This is a genomic window from Azospirillum argentinense, assembly GCF_000632475.1.
GTDB lineage: Bacteria > Pseudomonadota > Alphaproteobacteria > Azospirillales > Azospirillaceae > Azospirillum > Azospirillum baldaniorum.
In genome coordinates, this window is the sequence record NZ_CP007794.1 from 744,852 (window position 1) to 764,226 (window position 19,375).

Here is a 19,375-nt window from a genome sequence, read left to right on the forward strand (position 1 = left end):
GCCCCGATGGGCTAAATCCCTGCCCCATGAACTACCGTCACATTTTCCACGCCGGCAACCCCGCCGATGTGATGAAGCACGCCGTTCTGGCGCTGATCATCGATCATTTGCGCGCCAAGCCGGCGCCCTTCTGCGTGCTCGACGCCCACGCCGGCATCGGGCGCTACGACCTGGACTCCGAACCGGCGCGCAAGACGCTGGAGTTCCAGGAGGGAATCGGACGGCTGTTCGGCCAGCCGGCGCCGCACCCGGCGCTGGAGCCCTATCTTGACGCGGTGAACGCGCTGAACCCGGACGGGCGGCTGCGCTGGTACCCCGGATCGCCGCGGCTGGCCCGGGCGCTGCTGCGCGAGCACGACAGGCTCCTCCTCAACGAGCTTCACCCCGACGACTGGCAGACGCTGAAGGCGGAGTTCGCCGGGGACCGTCAGGTCTCGACCTTCAAGACCGACGCCTATCAGGCGCTGAAGGCCCATCTGCCGCCGCGGGAGAAGCGGGGCCTCGTGCTGATCGATCCGCCCTTCGAGCAGCCGGACGAGTTCGCCCGCATGGCCGAGGGGCTGAAGGCGGCGCACAAGCGCTGGTCCACCGGCATCTACGCCCTGTGGTACCCGATCAAGGAACGTGCCGCCGTCTGGCGCTTCCAGGAAGCGGTGGAGAACACCGGCATCCGTAAGATCCTGACAGTCGAGCTGACGTGGCACCCGGAGGACACCCACCTCCGGCTGAACGGGTCCGGGCTGCTGATCGTCAACCCGCCCTGGACGCTGGACGACACGCTGCGCGCCATGCTGCCGGCGCTGCACGCCGCCCTGCCCGCCACCGGTGGCGGCTGCACCGTCGACTGGCTGGTTCCCGAGGGGTAAAACCGCACATTTCAACGGAGAAGCGGCAACCGGTCACAGAGGTTGCCGTTGCAACGGCCCCGCCACTCGCCCTAGGCTGAACGGGATTACTCCGTTCCGGCAAGGCCACGATGTCCCGTTCCAACGATTTCGCCAGCAGCTTCATCAAGGCTCACGCCGATGCCGGGCTGGAGCGCGTCTCGATCGCCCACATCCTCCAGACCATCCAGAAGGAGCCGGCCTTCCTGTTCAGCGAGGAGTTGCGGCGCGGCGGCGGCCAGTGCCCCATGCACGCCGCCCCCAACGCCGACGACGCGGACAAGGTGACGGTCAACACGCTGCTGGCCTATCTGTTCGAACGGCTGCGCGACCATGTGGCGTCCAAGCTGCCGCTGGACGAGCGCGGGCAGGTGATGCTGCCGATCCCGCCGCGCTCCCCCCACGGCATCAACCCGGCCGACCGCGCGGCGATGGCGGCGGCCCCGCTCGACGTCATGGCCTCGGTCCTGCGCGACGCCACCTGCCATCTGCTGGACGGCCTCATCACCGGCTGGGCCGCCGACCTGCTGACGGAGGAGGAGCATTACCGCGCCCAGGGCACGGGCGAGATCTCCGCCGCCGCCGCCGCGACCTTCATCCTGCGCACGACGCTGGAGGACTCGCCGCTCTACCAGCGCGCCGGCTACGACATGCTGTCGATCACCAAGACCGGCAGCCACACCGCCATCCACATCTGCTGGGCCATGGTGGAGGCCGCCCCCCTGCTGCTTCCGGACAAGGACGCGACGGCTTACGACGACCTCGTCCGGCGCAGCCTGAAGCAGGTGGTGCCGCTGTCGATGGCCAGCCTGGGCATGCTGGTCCATTACATGGAGGCGTCGGGGATCGAGCCCCACGACGGCCTCGCCATCCATCTGCTGCCCAAGGACCAGACGGCCTTCGTCCTCGACGAGGCCGGGCTGATCTGCCTGAACCCGGAACCGATCACCCGCTTCGCCAAGCCCGAGGAGCGGCACTACACCGGCTGCCCGGCCTTCTACACGCCCGGCTTCATCAAACTGTATCTCGACATCGTGGCCAGCATCGCCATGGACTACGGCGTCTACGACCGGCTTCGCGACCGCTGACCGTCCTCATTCACGAGATTGACGCCCCATCATGGCCCGCTCCAACGACTTCGCACTGACCTATCTCGCCGCGCATGAGGAGGCCGGGATGACCCGGATCAACCTCGCGCCGATCCTGCACCGCATCACCGAGGACCCGAACTACCTCTTCGCCGAGGAGCTTCAGCGCCTCGCCGGCCATTGCCCGGCCCATGCGGACACCCGCAAGGAGGATTACGAGAAGGTCGCGATCAACACGCTGCTGGCCTTCCTCTACAACGACCTGCGCGACCACATCACCAACCGGATGCCGCTGGACGCCGACGGCCATCTGCTGCTGTGCAACCCGCCGGACTCGCCGCACGGGCTGGACGTGGCCGACACCGCCGGGCTGGAGGCCGCCCCGGCGGAGACGCTGATCGGCTTCCTGCGCGACAGCGTGTGCCACCTGCTGGACGCCATCATCAAGGATTGGGCGATCAAGGTGACGCTGGAGGAGGAGCGCTGCCGGGCGGAGGGCGCCATCACCCCGCTCGCCGCGGCCGGCTTCGTCCTCGCCAACACGCTGGAGGCGTCGGTGCTGCACGCGCCGTCCGGCTACGACATGCTGTCGATCACCAAGACGGGCAGCCACACGGCGCTCCACGTCTGCTGGAACCTGTGCGAGTCCGCGCCGATGCTGAAGCCCGGCCTGACCCCGACCGAATACGACGACCTGTCGCGCCGCAGCCTGAAGCAGGTGCTGCCGCTCGCCATGGGCAGCCTGGGCATGCTGTGCCAGTTCATGGGGGCCGGCCACATCGAGGCCGACGACCATCAGGCCATCCACCCCCTGCCCCGCCACCAGACCGCCTTCGTCTATGACGCGGAGGCGCCGGGCGGCATGATCGTCCTGAACGCCGACCTGATCGAGCCGACCGCCCAGCCGGGAGAGCGCCATTACACCGGCTGCCCGGCCTTCTACGCCAACGGCCTGATCAATCTCTACATGGAGATCGTGCTGTCGCTCGCCGCGCGGTACGACATCTACGGGCGCGTCCTGCGGGCCGGATGACCAAAGCGCCGCACTGCCCAGCGGCGCGGCGGCCTTGACGCCACGCAAAGTGTGCCTATCTTGGCGGCCTTGTCGATTTGGAGACTGCTTGCGTGGCCACCACCCGGAAGATGTTGCGCCGTTATACGACCACCGCTCTGGCCGACGGGATCAAGCGGGCGCGCGGGCGCATGATCTCCCCGCTGCAACGGGCGCTCGGACATTTCGAAAGCGTGTTCATCGACCATGCCTGCTTCCGGCTGGTCTATTCGAACACCTACCGCATCTCCCCCAACATGTACCGGGCGAGCCAGCCCTCCCCCTCCCACATCCGGGAAGCGGCGCGGCGCGGCATCAAGACCATCCTGAACCTGCGCGGCAGCCGCGATTGCGCCTCCTACATCCTGGAGGCGGAGGCCTGCCGGGCGGCCGGGCTGACGCTGGTGGACTTTCCCGTCAACTCCCGCGACATGCCGAAGAAGGAGACTCTGCTGAAGGCCCGCGACCTGTTCGCGACCATGCAGTATCCGGCGCTTCTGCACTGCAAGTCGGGGGCGGACCGCGCCGGTTTCATGTCGGCGCTCTATCTCTTCATCCACGAGGGCGTGCCGCTGGAGCGGGCGACCAAGCAGCTTCACTGGAAATACGGCCACTTCAAGCAGGCGAAGACCGGCATCCTCGACTATTTCTTCGAGCTGTACGCCGCCTACAACGAGAAGCGCCCGACCGCCTTCTGGGACTGGGTGGAGCGCGTCTACGACCCGGTGGAGGCCAAGGCCAGCTTCCGCTCCCGCGAATGGGCCGATACGGTGGTCGACCGGGTTCTCGGGCGGGAGTGACGCGGACGGCGCGTCACTTCGCCCCGACGAAGTGGCAGTAGGGGAAGTTCAGGAAGTCGAAGCGGCGCACGCGGATCGGCTCATGCCGGTTCAGCCAGTCGAGCACCGCGTAATGGGCCATCTGGTCCAGCATCCAATAGACCTCCGCCCCCGCCAGGAAATGCCCGATGTAGGCGCCGAGCAGCGACAGGAAACGGTCGCCGCCCGGCGTGTTGTTGTAGACGTTGAAGCAGACGGTGATTTCCCGCGACGGTCCGCGGCGGCGCCCGTCGACGAGGAACCCGACGTCGTGGCCCGCCATCTCCACGCTCAAGGCCCGCAGGTCCTGGGCGACGCGCGCGTCGGTGTCGATCACCATCAGCGGGCGGTCCAGCCGGCGCAGCCACTGCAAGGCGCGGATGAAGCGGGCGGAGGCGTAATAGGTGACGCGCTTGACGTCGGCCCATCCCGACATCTCCGGCCGGTCCAGCGAGAAGCCGACCCTCAGCCGTCCGTCCGTCCGCCAGTGCGCCATGGCCTGCTCCGTCTCCGGCGACGGGGCCACTACATGGACAGCGACCGTGGCGCCCGGCATCCGCTCTGCCAAGGACTCCAGCAGCGCCGGGGCGAACCGGCGAAAATAGACGTCGTCGCAGCAGAAGAAGACCGCTGGTTCCGTGGCCGGTTCCCCGGCCGGTCCCGGCGCCGGCTCGATGCGCCACTCCAGGGGCGCCATGCTCTCCAGCACCGCGTCGACCGGCGGCAGGGCGCGGAAGAAGGCATCGTCGGCGCGCAGCATGGTCCACAGGCCCAGCTCATGCTCCCGCGCGACCTCCGCCGCGGTGAAGCGCCGGCGGAAGCGCTGGCTCAGCCAGGAGGCGAGGACGAGCCGGTCCCGGCGGTAGACGTGGAAGCCGATGACCGACGCCGCAACCGTGTCCTTGAGATGGCGCCGCAGGCGGGCCCAGGCGGCCCGCGCCCCGTCGCGCAGCACCGCCTCGGACGCCATGCCCACCTGCACCAGCGTCGCCACGGCGGCGACGTGCAGCCAGTCGGCCTCGTCGTCGTCGGGACGGACGGCGACGGCCCGGCGCAGGGCGCCGATGGCCTCCTCCACCAGCGACCGGTCGACCGCGAAGGGCTTTCCGCTCCGCACATCCATCGCCCCGCTGCGCTCCAGCAGCAGGCGCCCCAGCAGCCGGTTGGCCCGATGATTCCGGTCATCGCGATCCAAGGCCGCCCGCGCCATCGTTTCCGCCGCCGCCGCGTCGCCAACCGCCTCCAGTGCCTCCGCCGCCGCCGCGCGGGCATCGGCGTCCGCCAAGGGGTGGCGCGCCGCCGCGGCCTGCCGCTCGGCCTCGTCCAGGCGTGGCCCCCATTGGTCGCGCAGCGTCTTCCGGTTGCCCGCCGCCCCGGCGTGGCCGGGCTCGACCGCCAGGGTCCGCTGGTAGCTCCGCGCCGCGCCGGCCGCCTTCTCCAGCTGCTTCAATCCATTGCCGAGATTGAACCAGGAGGCGGCGTGGGCCGGGTCGAGGGCCAGCGCCCGATGCAGGCAGGCGATGGCCTCCGCGCCCTGCCCGGCCAGGCGCAGGGCGGCGGCAAGATTGCTGTAGCCGGCGACGCCGCCGGGCTCCAGCCGCAGGATGGTCTGGAAATGGCCGACGGCCTCGGCCGGACGCCCCGTCTGCACCAGAAGCATCGCCAGCATCTGCAGCGCACCGCGATTCGCCGGATCGCGGTCCAGAACAGCGCGATAGAGCGGCTCCGCCCCCGCATGGTTGCCGGATTTGTGCAGGCGGATCGCGTCGTCGAGGGCTGGTTCCATGAGACGGGACCATAGACCGGATCGGCCTGAGCGCCAACCGGGTCCGCTGGACGCGCACCGGCGCGATCCGGGGAAAACGCGTCGTGTGTTGAGGCGCCCTCCGGATGCTCTCCCATGAATCGATGGATGGATTATCAACCAATTATTGCGCGATATGATACAGTCTGGTTCAGAGATGCCCACAACCGGTTGCCTCTGGAATGGTCTGCGAAATGCCTCGGTACGTTCGGACCGGAAACGCCTCGATCAGCCGATTTCCCCAGGCGATGCGGCGCAAGGTTGTGTTTGAACGCCGGTCGATTCGATGATTCCCACCACCGAGACCCTGCGGCAGCCGATTCGGCGGCCGGCTTTGCGGATGCGGCCGCAACGGGTGCGGGGCTGGCTCATCCTTCTGGTCATGGCGGTTGCGGTCCCGCTGGTCCTTTTCTCGGTGTCCCTCCTCATCCGCAACGTCGATGCGCAGGCCCAGCAGACGGAGCAGCTCGTGCTCGACCGGACGCGCCTACTGGCCGAGGATGTGGAACGCGAGGTGAACCGCCAGATCGCCGCCGCCGAGGTGCTGTCCACGTCGGAAAGCCTGACGACGGATGATCTGGCCGCCTTCTACCGGCAAGCCATCGGCGTGCGGGATCGGCTGGGCACCAACGTGGTCCTCCGCGACCTGCAAGGCCGGCAACGGGTCAACAGCCGCGCGCCCTGGGGGGCGGACCTCCCGGACAGCACCGTGCTCGAAGCCGACCAGCGGGTGATCGACACGGGGCGGCCACAGGTCACCGGCCTCTTCACCGGCGACGTGAGCCAGGCACCAATTCTTGCGGTGGTCGCCCCGGTGATCCGCGACGGCCAGATCCGCTACCTGCTGAGCTTGAACATTCCCCAGGAACGGCTTCAGGCCATCGTGTCGCCGGAGCGCATCCCGGCGGGTTGGCAGGCCGAGGTGATCGATCAGCAGGGCGTCGTCATCGCCCGGTCGCATCTGACCGAACAACTCGTCGGCAAACGGCTTCCCGCCTCGCTGTGGACACGAATGAGGCAGGTGCCGGACGGAATCCACCGCGCCGTCAATCTGGAGAATGTGGAGGCGATCCAGGCCTACAGCCGGTCGCGGACCTTCGGCTGGGTGGTCGCGACCAGCGTCCCCACGACCCTGGTGGCCTCCCCGGCGCGCCACGCCCTCCTGCTCTTCACTGGTGGCGGCATCGTTCTTCTGCTGATCGGCATCGGGGCGGCAATTCTGCTCGGACGGCGCCTTACGCGCTCCGTCTCCCAACTGGCCGGAGCGGCCGAGGCGTTGGGCGCCGGACACCCGGTTTCACCGCCCGACGGCGGGGTGGCCGAGATCGAGGCGGTCGGCCGCGCCATCCGCAACGCCGCGGACCTCATCCGGCGGCGCGAGGCGGCGCTGGCGGAAAGCGAGGCCCGCCACCGCGCCATCGTGCAGACCGCGGTGGACGCCATGCTGGTCATCGACGAGACCGGCACGATCCAGAGCTTCAACCCGGCGGCGGAGCGCATCTTCGGCTACGAGGCCGGCGAAGCGGTCGGCCGGAACATCCGCATCCTGATGCCGGAGCCCTACCACTCCGCCCATGACGGCTACCTGCAGGCCTACCAGCGCACGGGTGAGCGGAAGATCATCGGCATCGGGCGCGAGGTCGAAGGACGGCACAAGGACGGTTCGATCTTCCCGATCGAGCTGGCGGTCACCGAATGGACCGCCGGGAAGCGCCGCTATTTCACCGGGATCGTCCGCAACATCACCGAACGCCGCCGCACCGAGGACGCCCTGCGCGCCTCGAAGGCCGAGGCCGATCGCGCCAACGTCGCGAAGTCCAAGTTCCTTGCCGCCGCGAGCCACGACCTGCGGCAGCCGGTGCAGGCGATGATGCTGTTCCAGTCGGCGCTGGAGGAACGGCTGGACGGGCACCCCGCCACCCCGCTTCTCGACTCCATGGGGCAGGCGATGGACGGGCTGCGCATGCTGCTCGACAGCCTGCTCGACGTGTCCAAGCTGGATGCCGGGCTGATCGTTCCGCAATTGCAGGATCTGGCGATCGGCCCGATCATCGAACAGCTTGGCGCCGAATACCTTCCCCAGGCGGAGGCGAAGGGGCTGCGGATGCGCGTGGTTCCCTGTGCCCTGACGACCCGCAGCGACCCGGCGCTGCTGATGCGCATCCTGCGCAATCTGGTGGAAAACGCGCTGCGCTACACCGAACGGGGCGGTCTGCTGATCGGCTGCCGGCGCCAAGGAGACCGCCTGCGCATCGAGGTGATGGATTCCGGCATCGGCATCCCGCCCGACAAGCACGAGGACATCTTCGAGGAGTTCTTCCAGGTCGGCAACCAGGAGCGGGACCGCAGCAAGGGGCTGGGGCTGGGGCTGGCGGTGGTGCGCCGTCTCGCCCGCCTGCTCGGTCACAAGGTTCACCTGCGCTCCAGGCCGGGAGCCGGCTCCGCCTTCTGCGTCGACGTGCCGCTGATCGCCCGCCACGCCGCCCGCTCCGAACCGGTGGCAGCCCGGCCGGTGACCAGCGACGGGCGCGGCCTGATCCTGGTGATCGACGACGAACCGCTGATCCGCCTCGGCCTGCAGGCGATGCTGGAGGGCTGGGGCTATCGGGTGCTGACGGCGGGCTCCATCGAGGACGCGGTTCAGCACGTCGAGAGCGGGGAATGGCCGAGCGCGATCCTGGCCGATTACCGCCTGCGCGATGGGAAGACCGGGCTGGACGCCATCCGGGCGGTGTGCGACCGCTTGAGGACGCCGGTTCCGGCGACGATCATCACCGGCGACACCGCCCCGGAGCGTCTGGCGGAAGCCCGCGCGGGCGGCCACACCCTGCTGCACAAACCCATCGCTGCCCACGAGCTGCGCAACGCCGTAGTGGAGATGGTGCCCGCAGCGGACTGAACCCGGTTCCGGTTTGCCGGATCAAGGGGCCAGGAGGGCGGCCTCGCCGTCCTCGCCGAACTGGAGCTTGCACAGGCGGGCGTAGGTGCCGTTCTGCGCGATCAGGGCGTCGTGGGTGCCCTGCTCCAGGATGCGTCCGCCCTCCATCACGACGATCCGGTCGGCGTTGCGCACGGTGGCCAGCCGATGGGCGATGACCAGCGTCGTGCGCCCCTGGGTCAGCCGTTCCAGCGCCCCCTGCACCAGCCGCTCGGACTCGCTGTCCAGCGCGCTCGTCGCCTCGTCGAGCAGCAGGATCGGCGCGTCCTTCAGAAAGGCTCGGGCAAGCGCAAGGCGCTGCCGCTCGCCGCCCGACAGCTTCACGCCGCGGTCGCCGATCACCGTGTCGTAGCCCTCCGGCAGCCGGGCGACGAAGTCGTGCGCGGCGGCGGCCTTCGCGGCGGCCACGATGTCGTCGAAGGGGGCGTCCAGCCGCCCGAAGGCGATGTTGGCGCGCACCGTGTCGTTGAACAGCACCGTGTCCTGGCTGACCAGCGAGATGACGCCGCGCAGGCTCTTCAGCGTCACCGCCCGCACGTCCTGCCCGTCGATCAGCACCTGCCCGCCGGTCGCGTCGTAGAGGCGCGGGATGAGGTTGAAGACGGTGGACTTGCCGGCACCGCTGCGCCCGACGAGCGCCACCGTGGCTCCCGCCGGAACGTCCAGGTCGATGCCCTTCAGCGTCTCCGTCCCCTCCTCGTAGGCGAAGCGGACGTCGCGCAAGGACACGGCGGCGCGCTCCACCGCCAGGGGCTTCGCGCCGGGCTGCTCGGTGATGGTCGGCTTCTCGTCCACCAGCTCGAAGATGCGCTGGGCGGCGGCCAGACCTTCCTGGAGCACGGCGTTCAGCGTGCCGATGGCGCGCACCGGCTGCGCCGCCATCAGGAGCGCGCCGACGAAGCCGGAGAAGGCCCCGACCGAGCCCTCGCCCATCGCCATGCGGTAGCCGGCGAAGGCGATCACCCCGGCCACCGCGGCGCCGCCCAGAACCTCCATCATCGGATCGATGCGCGAGCGGGCGCGGGTCGCCTTCATGGTCAGGGCGAAGTTGTCCTCGAAGGCGCGGGCGGCGCGGGCGCGCTCGTATTCCTCCAGCGAGTAGGTCTTGACCATGCGGGCGCCGGCCAGGCTTTCCGTCAGCAGGGCGGTCATGTCGCCCATCTGCGCCTGGGTGTCGCGCGACACGCGGCGCAGCCGCTTGCCGATGTTCACGATGGGAATGGCGGCGATCGGGTAGATCAGGAAGACGATCAGCGACAGCACCCAGTCGAGATAGAACATCGACCCGACCAGCGCGATCACCGTCAGGATATCGCGCACCAGCCCGGTCAGGGTCCGCGACAGGGCGTTGCGGATCAGGTCGACGTCGCTGATGAAGCGGGAGGTCAGCGTGCCGGTGGGGGCCGCGTGAAGCTGCGCGGTGTCGGACCGCAGCAGATGGTCGAACATCGACAGGCGCACGTCGGTGATGATCCGCTGCACGATGTCGGTGGTCACCACCGTCTGGGAATACATGGACAGCGCCTTGACCGCCGTGACCACGATGATCAGGAGCGGGATGACCAGCAGCATGCCGCGGTCCTGCTCGGAGAACATCGAGTACGCTTGGTCGATCAGCAGCGGATAGGCGCCGGTCGCCGCCGCCACCACGGCCATCAGCAGGAAGGACACCATCAGCTTGCCGGTGTAGGGGCGCACCCATTCCCGCAGCATGCGGCCGACCAGCCGTTCCGTCGCCGCGTCGAGGCGCAGCCGTTCTCCGCTCTTCTTGCTCACGTGCACGTCTTCCTGTAGCGCAATCGCGATGGCTTAGCCGATGGCGCCGGTGCTTGTCCACCGGGCCTTACTTCACCGGGCCCCGTCCGGCGGGCCTTGTCCGGCGGGGCGGAACCGATCAAGCTTCCTTAACCGGACGGATGGCACGATACCGGCCGGAACGCGCTCCACCCCGTGCAAAGGAGGCGCCATGGCGGCGGACGGCGGAAACGGACAGAGTCCCGGCAATCGCTACGGCCAGCACCATCACCGGCCGCGCATCGGTCTGGCGCTGGGCGCCGGGGTGGCCCGCGGCTGGGCGCACATCGGCGTCCTGCGGGCACTGGAACGCTACGGGATCGAAGCGGACATCGTCTGCGGCAGCTCGGTGGGCGCGCTGGTCGGCGGTCTCCACCTCGCCGGTAAGCTCGACGCGCTGGAGGAGTGGACGCGCAGCCTGACCCGGATGAAGATCGTCGGCTATCTGGACCTGCGGCTACGCCAGGGCGGCGGGCTGATCGGCGGGGACCGGCTGGTCGCCGAGATGCGCCATCATCTGGGCGACGTTCTGATTGAGGAACTGCCCAGCCCCTTCGCCGCCATCGCCACCGATCTGGTCACCGGGCACGAGGTGTGGATGCGCAACGGCCCGCTGGTGGACGCGCTGCGCGCCTCCTTCTCCCTGCCCGGGGTCTTTCCGCCGGTGCGCTTCGAGGGGCGCTGGATGGTCGACGGCGCCCTGGTCAACCCGGTGCCGGTGTCGGCCTGCCGGGCCTTGGGCGCCCAAATGGTGATCGCCGTCAATCTGGCCGCCGACATCATCGGCAAGTCGCGGCGTCCCGGCGCCGCCGTGCCGACCGCGGCGGGATTCGACCTCCTCAAGCTGATCGACGAGGAGCAGGAGCCGGATGGCGAGTCCAAATCCCGCGCCGGCTTCCGCGTGCCCATCGGCGCGCTGAGCCGCCGCATCTTCCGGCGCGATTACGAGGGGCCGAGCCTGTTCGGCGTCATGGTCTCCTCGCTGGGCATCGTCACCGACCGCATCGCGCGGTCCCGTCTGGCCGGCGAGCCGCCGGACGTGCACATCACGCCGCGGCTGGGGCACATCGGCCTGTCGGAGTTCGACCGGGCGGAGGACTGCATCCGCGAGGGGGAGGCGGCGGTCGAGCGCGTCCTCCCCGACCTTCAGGACGCGTTGAGGGTGTTCGGCTACGCGCCCCCTGTATGAGCGGTGTCAGGCGGTCAAGTCGACCGCCGCGCCGCGCCGGTCCTTCTCGCCGGACAACTGGCGCTTCAGCTCCTCGGCGATCTGCTTCTCGACCGCGGCGCGCTTCTCCGCCGGCATGGAGGCGAGGGACTCCTCGTCCAGCTTCATGCGGGCGAGAATCTGGTCCCGGATGCGTTGGGCCGGTGATTTACGCGCCTCCTTGAGGAAGGCGTCGGCGGCGCTGACGCCGCTCGCCTCCTTCTCCGGTTCGGTCTTCTCGTTCTGCGCCGTGAACTTGGCGACGACGCGGGAGACCTCGGTTAAATAGCTGCCGATTTGCATGACGGTTTCTCGTGACCGATGGGTTGGAGATCCAGCAAGCAAGTTTTGTGCAACTTTAAATATGCTTGGCAATCAACCGCATAAGTGGGATGCCTGGGGGCTCCGATGTGCCGGGCGGCAAAATTGACCGGCTCATGATCTGCCGGCTTCCGGTTCCGGCCCCTTCCGCTGAGACGACGCATGGACCCCATCACCACCGACCGCCTGATCCTGAGGCCCTTCCGGGAGGGGGATGCGCCCGACCTGTTCGCCTATCTGCGTCACCCCCGGGCAAGCTGCTTCCTCTCGCTCAAGCTGGACGACCTCGACGCGGCCGCCGCCGAGGTGGAAACGCGCAGCCGAAGCGACGAGCACATCGCCGTGTGCCTGCGCAGCACCGGCCGGGTGATCGGCGACGTGTTCCAGGTGCCCGAACCGCCGGACACCCACACCGTCGGCTGGAACTTCAACGCGGATTTTGCCGGGGCCGGATACGCCGCGGAGGCCGCGCGCGCCCTCTTCGACCATCTGTTCACGGTGAAGCAGGCCCGCCGCCTCTACGCCTATGTCGAGGAGACCAACGTCGCGTCGCAGCGCCTGTGCGAACGGCTTGGCATGAGGAAGGAAGGGCTGTTCGTGGAATTCATATCCTTCAAGACGGATGGCGACGGACATCCCGTCTTCGAGAACACGATGCAGTACGCCATCCTGCGCAAGGAATGGCGCGCCTGAAAAAACGAAAGCGCGCCGCGCCCGGTCGGCGCGACGCGCTTGTCGCAATCGGCAACGGATGTACCCGTTGCGTCCGGTCAGCGATCCAGAGCCGTGCCCAGCGCGGCGCCGCCCAGGCCACCGATGATGGCGCCACGCTTGCCGTCCACCGCGTAGCCGCCCGCGGCGCCAGCCGTGCCGCCAACCACCCCGCCGGTCGAACAGGCCGCGAGCGTCAACAGCGCAATGGCGGTCCCGATCAGGCGCAAACGAGACATATCCAAACCCTCCTTGTGGTGCTTCTCGCCCCTATAAACAGGCGAGAGGGCGATTTGCTTCCACGACATCGCGATTCCGTCGGGAATCCACCCTTGGATAAGGACGAAAGAGGGATACCAGGCCCGTTCGGGCACCGTTTCAGAACAGAACGCGGGTTCCGACGCGCAGCATCGTGCTGTCGGACGGGTCTCCGCTGTAGGTCATGGTGCCCAGATCGGCGGTGACGCTGACCTTCGGCGACATGCGGAACCGCAGGCCCGTGGACCAAGCCTCCTGCGGCGCCTCGGCGCCGACCTGGCTGTGGGCCAGCCGCCCCATCACCGTCCAGCCCCGAACCGGCGTGCCCTGCTCCAGATAAAGGCCGGCGTTGAGCGTCCGCCGCGCCGCGCCGTCGTCGGGTGACTGCTCGCGATAGCCGGCACCGACCGTGACGCCGGGCAGCGTGACCTGCCCGCCGACCACCCAGGACCGGCGGGGCGTGCCGCGGTCCTTGGCGACAGCGGCCTTGCCCGCCCCCGCGGTGATGCGCAGCCGGGCCTTGCCCAGCCGGCCGTCGTGCCGCACCACGCCTTCCACCACATGGCGGGCGAGCGGATCGGCCGCGCCCAGTTCCGTGCGGACAGGGGTGTAGCCGAGGCCGATGTTGAAGCCGTGCAGGCGCGGCGAATAATAAGTCGCCCGCGCGTCCGGCCCGCCGAAGGCGCCGTCGTTCATGAAAACCGGGTCGGAGAACCATTGGTCGCGCACCGGCGTGGTCACCACCATCCGGCGCGACGCGCTTTCCGTCTGGCCGACCTCCAGGGCGCCCCAACCGCCGAGATCGATCGCCTTCTTGTCGAACCGGATCGGCGTGGCACCGCCGCCCGCCGCCGTGCGGTCCAGGTCCGGCAAGGCTCCCGCCGTCGCCGTGGCGGAGGACAGGACAAGGATCAGGGCTGCGAGGGGTGGTGTCGGAATACGCCGTGTACGAAACATGAAATGCCCCTCGCCCGTTGCATTAACCCGGAAGGATTGTAGCCCGCCGCAATGCTGCATTGCGGGAGACATTTCTGTATTATTTTAGGAACATTGGGAAATTTTGGCCGCTGCGTTGCACTCGCGCCCAAGAATTGCCAAAATCGGATGACCGCAAAGGCGGCATCACTCCCTTCCCGGCGCGAGGACTATGGAGACAGCGAGCACCATCATCCTGATCGGGTCGTCGCTGCTGATCGTCAGCATCCTGACCAGCTATCTGGCGCTGCGGATCGGCACACCGCTGCTGCTGATCTTCCTGGGCGTCGGGCTGTTCGCCGGGATCGACGGCATCGGAGGCATCAGCTTCAACGACGCGGACAGCGCCTTTTTGATCGGCTCCATCGCGCTCGCCGTGATCCTCTTCGAAAGCGGCCTGGACACCAAGCTGTCGAGCTACCGCGCCGCCGCCTGGCCGGCGCTCAGCCTCGCCACCTTCGGGGTCGCCATCACCTCCGCGGTCATCGGCGTCGCCGCGCATTTTCTGCTGGGCCTGCCCTGGATTGAATCCTTCCTGGTCGGCGCGGCGGTCAGTTCCACCGACGCGGCGGCGGTGTTCTTCCTGCTGCGGGTCGGCGGCATCACCATCCGCGACCGCGTGCGCTCGACGCTGGAGATCGAGTCCGGCAGCAACGACCCGACGGCCATCCTGCTGACCGCGATGCTGGTGGAGGCGGCGCTGCACGGCTGGGGAACGCCGCTGGAGCTGGCTGGCTTCCTGGTCAAGCAGATCGCCGGCGGGGCGGTTCTGGGCGTGCTGGGCGGGGCCGGGCTGGCCGCCTTCATCAACAAGGCCCGTCTCGACCCCGGCCTCAACCCGGTGGTCACCCTGGCCTTCGCCCTGTTCCTGTTCGCCGGTACGAACGAGCTGGGGGGCAGCGGCTTCCTGGCGGTCTATGCCGCTGGCCTCGTCGCCGGCAACGTCAAGCTGCGCGGGGCGCTGGGCCTACGCCAGTTCCATTCGGGCCTGACCTGGCTCAGCCAGATCGTCATGTTCGTCATGCTGGGCCTGTTCGCCACCCCGCACGACTTCGGAGCGATCGCCCTGCCCGCCCTGGCCCTGGCCGTCCTGCTGATCCTGCTGGCGCGGCCACTGGCGGTGTGGTTGTGCCTGCTGCCCTTCCGCTTCTCGGCCAACGAGAAGACCTTCATGGCCTGGGTCGGGTTGCGCGGCGCGGTGTCGATGCTGCTGGCGCTGGTGCCGATCCTGGGCCAGTTGCCGGGCGGTCAGGTGATCTTCAACACGGCCTTCCTGGTGGTGATCGTGTCGCTGGCGGTGCAGGGCTGGACGATCGGCCCGATGGCGCGCTGGCTGAAGCTGATCGTCCCGCCGCGGCGCGGCCCGGTCGAACGGTTCGAGTTGGAACTGCCCGGCGGGGCCGACCAGGAGATGGTCGCCTACACCGTCCATCCCAAGAGCCCCGCCGCCCGCGGCCAGCGCACGCCACGCTTCGCCCGCCCCTCCCTGGTCATCCGCGACGGGCGCGTGGTGCCGCTGCACAAGGCGCGGACGCTCCAGGCCGGGGACATGGTCTACCTGTTCACCCCGCCCAGCCAACTGCCGCTGATCGACAAGCTGTTCGCCGAGAGCCGGCCGCTGGATCAGGACGACCGAGCCTTCTACGGCGATCTGGCGCTGAACCCCGACGCAACCGTGGAGCAGATCGCCGAGATGTACGGCCTGCCCCTGTCGCTGGCCAACGCCCAGCGGTCGCTGCGCGACCTGCTGCGCAACGAGTTCGGCGGCGCCTGCGAACTGGGCGATCGGATGCGGATGGGCGGGGTGGAGTTGATCGTCCGCGACATGCAGGACGGGCAGATCACCTCGGTCGGCCTCGCGCTGGAGCCGTCGGCGTTGGACAAGCCCCGCGTGCCGCTGTTCCAGGGGCCGGAACGGCTTTGGCAGACGATCCTGTCCTGGTGGTCGAAACGCTCCTTCCGCCGTTGGCAGCGTCGGGAAACCCGCCGCGAGCGCCTGCCCGCCCGCGCCATCGAGGCGCCCGCCTTGGCCGGAAAGGAGCCGGAACGGCTGGAAGGGTGAAACCCGTCCGGCCTCTTCCGCCGGACGCTCAGGCCATCGCGGGCTGCTGGGCGCGGACCATCGCCGCGAAGGCATCCGGGGCGGCCGGGCGGCCGAACAAGTAGCCTTGCAGGAGGTCGCAGCCAACGGAGACCAGGAAGTCCCGCTGCTCCTCCGTCTCGACCCCTTCGGCCACCGTGACGAGGCCGAGGCCGTGCGCCATGCCGACCGCGGCGCGGACCAGCGCCCCGTTCTTCAGGTTGTCCGGGATGTCTTCCATGAAGGCGCGGTCGATTTTCAGCTTCGACACCGGAAGCTGCTGCACATAGCTGAGCGACGAATAGCCCGACCCGAAATCGTCGATAGCCACCTGGACGTCAATGGCCTCCAACTCCGTCAGGGTCTGCACGGCGGCCTTCAGATCGCGCACCGCCGCCTGCTCGGTGATCTCCAGCCCCAGCCGTCCGCGCAACTCCGGATGGCAGCCCAGCAGATCCTCGAGACGGGAGCTGAGGTTGCCGCGCAGAAACTGCGGGCCGGAGATGTTGATGAAGATCTGGTTGGGCAGGGTACCCGCCTCCGCCCACACGGCCATCTGCTCGACGACCGCGGTCAGCACCCAGTCGGTGATGGGGACGATCAGGCCGCTTTCCTCGGCGACCGGAATGAACTCGCCGGGGGAGACCGGACCCAGCGTGTGCTGGTTCCAGCGCAGCAGCGCCTCCGCCCCCACGATCCGGCCGGAGCGGGCCTCCACGATGGGTTGGTAGGCCATGTGCAGCTCGTTCCGCTCGATGGCATGGGCGAGATGCATGGTCAGGAACATGCGCCGGGTCGCCGCCGCGGCCATCTCCGGCGTGTAGAAGCAGACGGTGTTGCCGCCGTTGTGCTGGGCCGCCTGAAGCGCCAGCTTGGCCTTGGCGTTCAGCTCCTCCAGCGTGCGGATATCGGCGTCCTGCACCGCGGCGCCGATGGACAGGCGCAGCCGCACCCAATGGCGGTCGGCGTAGATGGAGGCGGTCAGCCGGTCGTGCAGCAGATCGGCCATCGTCTCCGCCTGCTCCGCGCTCTCCACGCGGGACAGGGCGGCGAATTCGTCGGCGGCGATGCGGCAGACGTAGGTCTGCTGCGGCAGCACCTCGGTCACGCGGCTGACCATCGCCTTCAGCGCGGCGTCGCCGACATGGAAGCCGAACGCCTCGTTGATGTCGCTGAACTGATCGACGTCGAGCGCGTAGAGCGCAAACAGACCCCCTTCCTGACCGGGAAAGGGCGCGGCGAGCACGGCCTCGCACTCCTCTAGGAAGGCGGTGCGGGTCAGAACGCCGGTCAGCGGGTCGTGCCGGGCGAGATAGGTCGCCCGCTGCTCCGCCGCCAGCCGTTCGGAGATGTCGCGGATGATGCCGACGAACACGACCTCGCGCGCCAGCTGGGCCTGCCCGACGCTGAGATGGATCGGGAACACCGCGCCGTCCTTGCGGCGGCCGAGCGCGTCGCGCCCGATGCCGATGATCTTGGCGCGTTCCGTCTCCAGATAGCTGCCGATGTACTTGTCGTGATCGCGGGAAAAAGGCGACGGCATCAGGACGGAGACGTTCCGCCCGATCAACTCCTCCTCGTCATAGCCGAACAGGTCGCGGCAGGACCGGTTGACCGTGCGGATGATCCCATGGCGGTCCGCCACGACCACCCCGTCCACCGCCGCGTCGAGCAGCGTGGTCACGAAGGGATCGCGGCGCAGGACGAAATCGGCGATGCGGGCCGGATCGGTCACGTCCTGAAACAGCCCCAGGAAGCCTTGGCCCCCGTCCCCGGTGCGGTGGGGAAGGACGCAGCCGGTCAGCACGCCGCGCCCGCCGTCCGCCCGTTCGACCTCGCAATCCACCGGGGCGGCCTCTCCGGTCTGGCCGGAGCGGTCCAGCGCCTGCACGACCGCGCGCGCCAGCGGATGGTCGAACTCGGCCAGGGACCGCCCTGCCAAAGCTTCGGGTGACGTCCGCAAGGCGATGGCGAAGGCGGAATTGGCGAACAGGCAGCACCGCCCGGCGTCGGCGTAGACCAACGCGAAGGAGGCCTGATGCATGAGGCTGTCAGCCAGCGATGCCAGAAACGCCGATGTGGTCGGCATTGCCGGGGTGGGCGGGCTGTCAGGCCCCTGATGCTCTGCCGGAGACACGTTGGACAAAACCGTACCCGCTCACCAAGGCGCCCCGGATGATCGAGACGAGGCCCGATACCCAGGGGTGCATAGAAACCGAGTTGTCATTATGACGGCTTGCGGAGCATTTTCCAACAAATTGCGGCGAAATCACAACATCTGTTGCATCCACCACTCCCCGTACCACAACTCCAGGCAGGAGAACGCCGCCCCGTCTCACCCGGCGGAACGGCCCCGAGGACGGGAACCAACCCTCCAGGATATACGCCCTTCGATATACACCAGGGAGGATTGGGAGGCAATGTGCCTCCCTTCGCGCCGCCCCCTCAAGCCGCTGCGGCGAGTTCCCGCACCCGCTGCGACAGCTTCTGGAAGGCACGCTCCTCGATCTGGCGGATGCGTTCGCGGCTGACGCCGTAGATGGCGGCCAGATCCTCCAGCGTCTTCGGCGAGGGGCTGAGGCGGCGGGCGGTCAGGATGTCGCGCTCGCGGTCCTTCAACACCGCCATCGCGTCGCGCAGCATGGCGCTGCGGTGCATCGCCTCGTCACGCTCCAGCAGGCTGTCCTCGGCGTTCAGGCGCTCGTCGGGCAGGAAGTCCTGCATCTCCGCGGTCCCCTCCCCGGCGGAGAGCGGCGCGTTCAGCGAGGCGACCGGCTGAACGAAGCGGCGGTTCACCGCCACCACGTCGCTTTCCGGCACGTCGAGTTCCTGGGCGATCCGGGACACGCTTTCCGGCTTCAGGTCGCCGTTGCCGAACTCGCCCAGCTTGCGCTTCAGGCGGGACAGGCCGAAGAAGAGCTTCTTCTGGGCGCCGGTGGTGCCCAGCTTCACAAGGCTCCAGGAGCGCAGGATGTATTCCTGGATGGACGCCTTGATCCACCACATCGCGTAGGTGGACAGGCGGAAGCCGCGGTCCGGTTCGAATTTGCGGACGGCGGTCATCAGGCCGATGTTGCCCTCGCCGACCAGATCGGTCATCGGCAGGCCGTAGCCGCGGAAGCCGGTGGCGATCTTGACGACCAGACGCAGATGGCTGGTCACCAGCTTGCGGGCCGCCTCCATGTCGCCATGCTGGCGCCATGCGGTGGCCAACACATACTCCTCCTCCGCGCCCAGAACGGGGAAGCGGTGGACCTGCTCGATGTAGCGGGACAGCGACTCGCCGGGAAAGGGCGTGGTCAGTGCCAATGCGGTGCTCATGTCACATCCTCTTGAAAGCGATATGACCCAATCCGCCGGCCCCCGTGCTGGGCAACCGGCGCCTTCTCCGTGAAGGCGCCCCCAGTTTACGCGCACGGAACGCCAAGTCAACGCCGTGCGGGCGC

General features: G+C 68.6%; 15 protein-coding genes. 8 read left to right on the forward strand and 7 right to left on the reverse strand.

Annotation, left to right across the window (positions count from 1 at the left end; all coding sequences use genetic code 11):
- Positions 1 to 26: 26 nt before the first annotated feature.
- The 4 genes from ABAZ39_RS17540 (at position 27) to ABAZ39_RS17555 (ending at position 3,823) form a co-directional block, all read left to right on the forward strand.
- The gene (locus ABAZ39_RS17540) at positions 27 to 866 is read left to right on the forward strand and encodes a 23S rRNA (adenine(2030)-N(6))-methyltransferase RlmJ (protein WP_040134174.1); all 840 of its coding nucleotides are present in this window, start codon (positions 27 to 29) and stop codon (positions 864 to 866) included.
- Between the two features lie 110 nt (positions 867 to 976).
- Positions 977 to 1,972: a hypothetical protein gene (locus tag ABAZ39_RS17545; protein ID WP_040134175.1), complete on the forward strand. Its 996-nt coding sequence runs from the start codon at positions 977 to 979 to the stop codon at positions 1,970 to 1,972.
- A 31-nt stretch (positions 1,973 to 2,003) separates the two neighbouring features.
- Complete coding sequence (locus ABAZ39_RS17550) at positions 2,004 to 3,005, forward strand: hypothetical protein (RefSeq protein ID WP_040134176.1); 1,002 nt, start codon at positions 2,004 to 2,006, stop codon at positions 3,003 to 3,005.
- A gap of 92 nt (positions 3,006 to 3,097) precedes the next feature.
- On the forward strand, positions 3,098 to 3,823 hold the full coding sequence (locus ABAZ39_RS17555; protein ID WP_247881712.1) for a protein tyrosine phosphatase family protein: 726 nt from the start codon (positions 3,098 to 3,100) through the stop codon (positions 3,821 to 3,823).
- Between the two features lie 13 nt (positions 3,824 to 3,836).
- Here the strand turns inward: ABAZ39_RS17555 and ABAZ39_RS17560 are convergent, their stop codons facing one another.
- Positions 3,837 to 5,627 (reverse strand): tetratricopeptide repeat protein, encoded by a 1,791-nt coding sequence (locus ABAZ39_RS17560; protein WP_040134177.1) that lies wholly within the window; start codon positions 5,625 to 5,627, stop codon positions 3,837 to 3,839.
- 304 nt (positions 5,628 to 5,931) lie between these two features.
- On the opposite strand from ABAZ39_RS17560, the gene ABAZ39_RS17565 reads away from it, so the two are divergent.
- A complete protein-coding gene (locus tag ABAZ39_RS17565; protein ID WP_040134178.1) occupies positions 5,932 to 8,544 on the forward strand; it encodes a hybrid sensor histidine kinase/response regulator in 2,613 nt (870 codons plus the stop codon).
- A gap of 21 nt (positions 8,545 to 8,565) precedes the next feature.
- Here ABAZ39_RS17565 and ABAZ39_RS17570 read toward each other — a convergent pair whose 3' ends face one another.
- A complete protein-coding gene (locus tag ABAZ39_RS17570) occupies positions 8,566 to 10,359 on the reverse strand; it encodes an ABC transporter ATP-binding protein (protein ID WP_040134179.1) in 1,794 nt (597 codons plus the stop codon).
- Between the two features lie 190 nt (positions 10,360 to 10,549).
- Between ABAZ39_RS17570 and ABAZ39_RS17575 the strand changes: the two genes are divergently transcribed.
- Positions 10,550 to 11,566, forward strand: coding sequence for a patatin-like phospholipase family protein (locus ABAZ39_RS17575; protein ID WP_040134180.1), 1,017 nt, complete (start codon positions 10,550 to 10,552; stop codon positions 11,564 to 11,566).
- Positions 11,567 to 11,572: 6 nt separating this feature from the next.
- Here the strand turns inward: ABAZ39_RS17575 and ABAZ39_RS33135 are convergent, their stop codons facing one another.
- Positions 11,573 to 11,887, reverse strand: a complete 315-nt coding sequence (locus tag ABAZ39_RS33135; protein WP_051658213.1) for a hypothetical protein — start codon at positions 11,885 to 11,887, stop codon at positions 11,573 to 11,575.
- Positions 11,888 to 12,067: 180 nt separating this feature from the next.
- On the opposite strand from ABAZ39_RS33135, the gene ABAZ39_RS17585 reads away from it, so the two are divergent.
- Positions 12,068 to 12,598 carry a GNAT family N-acetyltransferase gene (locus tag ABAZ39_RS17585; protein WP_040134181.1) on the forward strand — a complete coding sequence of 177 codons (531 nt, stop codon included), beginning with the start codon at positions 12,068 to 12,070 and terminating at the stop codon, positions 12,596 to 12,598.
- 77 nt (positions 12,599 to 12,675) lie between these two features.
- Here the strand turns inward: ABAZ39_RS17585 and ABAZ39_RS17590 are convergent, their stop codons facing one another.
- The gene (locus tag ABAZ39_RS17590) at positions 12,676 to 12,855 is read right to left on the reverse strand and encodes a hypothetical protein (protein ID WP_014198692.1); all 180 of its coding nucleotides are present in this window, start codon (positions 12,853 to 12,855) and stop codon (positions 12,676 to 12,678) included.
- Between the two features lie 139 nt (positions 12,856 to 12,994).
- Positions 12,995 to 13,831 carry a porin gene (locus ABAZ39_RS17595; protein ID WP_081863124.1) on the reverse strand — a complete coding sequence of 279 codons (837 nt, stop codon included), beginning with the start codon at positions 13,829 to 13,831 and terminating at the stop codon, positions 12,995 to 12,997.
- 190 nt (positions 13,832 to 14,021) lie between these two features.
- On the opposite strand from ABAZ39_RS17595, the gene ABAZ39_RS17600 reads away from it, so the two are divergent.
- Positions 14,022 to 15,911, forward strand: a complete 1,890-nt coding sequence (locus ABAZ39_RS17600) for a potassium/proton antiporter (RefSeq protein ID WP_040134183.1) — start codon at positions 14,022 to 14,024, stop codon at positions 15,909 to 15,911.
- A 28-nt stretch (positions 15,912 to 15,939) separates the two neighbouring features.
- On the opposite strand, the gene ABAZ39_RS17605 is transcribed toward ABAZ39_RS17600, so the two are convergent.
- Complete coding sequence (locus tag ABAZ39_RS17605) at positions 15,940 to 17,973, reverse strand: putative bifunctional diguanylate cyclase/phosphodiesterase (protein ID WP_247881713.1); 2,034 nt, start codon at positions 17,971 to 17,973, stop codon at positions 15,940 to 15,942.
- Positions 17,974 to 18,374: 401 nt separating this feature from the next.
- Positions 18,375 to 19,250 (reverse strand): RNA polymerase sigma factor RpoH, encoded by an 876-nt coding sequence (rpoH, locus tag ABAZ39_RS17610; RefSeq protein WP_040134185.1) that lies wholly within the window; start codon positions 19,248 to 19,250, stop codon positions 18,375 to 18,377.
- Between the last annotated feature and the right edge of the window lie 125 nt (positions 19,251 to 19,375).

Excerpts from the sequence above, each read along its gene's own strand:
- ABAZ39_RS17600 (WP_040134183.1), top strand. The coding sequence starts at position 14,022 with ATGGAGACAGCGAGCACCATCATCCTGATCGGGTCGTCGCTGCTGATC.
- ABAZ39_RS17595 (WP_081863124.1), bottom strand. The coding sequence starts at position 13,831 with ATGTTTCGTACACGGCGTATTCCGACACCACCCCTCGCAGCCCTGATC.
- ABAZ39_RS17575 (WP_040134180.1), top strand. The coding sequence starts at position 10,550 with ATGGCGGCGGACGGCGGAAACGGACAGAGTCCCGGCAATCGCTACGGC.
- ABAZ39_RS17565 (WP_040134178.1), top strand. The coding sequence starts at position 5,932 with ATGATTCCCACCACCGAGACCCTGCGGCAGCCGATTCGGCGGCCGGCT.
- ABAZ39_RS17545 (WP_040134175.1), top strand. The coding sequence starts at position 977 with ATGTCCCGTTCCAACGATTTCGCCAGCAGCTTCATCAAGGCTCACGCC.
- ABAZ39_RS33135 (WP_051658213.1), bottom strand. The coding sequence starts at position 11,887 with ATGCAAATCGGCAGCTATTTAACCGAGGTCTCCCGCGTCGTCGCCAAG.
- ABAZ39_RS17550 (WP_040134176.1), top strand. The coding sequence starts at position 2,004 with ATGGCCCGCTCCAACGACTTCGCACTGACCTATCTCGCCGCGCATGAG.
- ABAZ39_RS17590 (WP_014198692.1), bottom strand. The coding sequence starts at position 12,855 with ATGTCTCGTTTGCGCCTGATCGGGACCGCCATTGCGCTGTTGACGCTC.
- ABAZ39_RS17560 (WP_040134177.1), bottom strand. The coding sequence starts at position 5,627 with ATGGAACCAGCCCTCGACGACGCGATCCGCCTGCACAAATCCGGCAAC.
- ABAZ39_RS17585 (WP_040134181.1), top strand. The coding sequence starts at position 12,068 with ATGGACCCCATCACCACCGACCGCCTGATCCTGAGGCCCTTCCGGGAG.
- ABAZ39_RS17540 (WP_040134174.1), top strand. The coding sequence starts at position 27 with ATGAACTACCGTCACATTTTCCACGCCGGCAACCCCGCCGATGTGATG.
- ABAZ39_RS17605 (WP_247881713.1), bottom strand. The coding sequence starts at position 17,973 with ATGCATCAGGCCTCCTTCGCGTTGGTCTACGCCGACGCCGGGCGGTGC.
- rpoH (WP_040134185.1), bottom strand. The coding sequence starts at position 19,250 with ATGAGCACCGCATTGGCACTGACCACGCCCTTTCCCGGCGAGTCGCTG.